The sequence below is a fragment of the Enterorhabdus sp. P55 genome (genome assembly GCF_009911695.1).
Classification (GTDB): domain Bacteria; phylum Actinomycetota; class Coriobacteriia; order Coriobacteriales; family Eggerthellaceae; genus Enterorhabdus.
The window spans coordinates 1-509 of record NZ_QWKK01000326.1; the positions used below are offsets into that span (position 1 = coordinate 1).

General features: G+C 33.6%; 1 protein-coding gene. It reads left to right on the forward strand.

What is annotated here, in order from left to right:
• On the forward strand, window positions 1-509 hold a 509-nt coding region (locus tag D1643_RS11490; RefSeq protein WP_201751132.1), incomplete at both ends, for a hypothetical protein.

Sequence of the window (509 nt, forward strand, 5' to 3'; positions counted from 1 at the left end):
AATGGTCAATTAACAGCAAACGTTGATGTCGCTGCAAAGCAGAACAAGACATTATCTTCATCTACTAGTAGTTCTGAACAAAAAGTAACTACTAGTACGAGTACAACATCAAGCACAAGTATAACTTCAAAAAGTGAAGTTAGTACAACATCAAGCACAAGTATAACTTCAAAAAGTGAAGTTAGTACAAAATCAGATACTAAAAAAAGTGTAACAAAAGCAACAACTCAGGATAAGCAAGCAAATGATATTAGTAGTTACTTACCTGATAGTTCTAACGGCACTATTATAAATAAAGCAGATATTAAATTTACAGATCCAAGCAATAATGAGGTTAGTGCAGCAGATGTCACAGCTGATACAAATGTATCATTAGCCTATTATTGGTCAATACCTAATGAACTAAAGGATGACTATAGTGTTAAAGCTGGAGATTATTTTGAGTTTAAATTACCAGCAAATATTACCTATCGTGCAGGAACAGGTGACCTTGGAGACTATGGTACGTA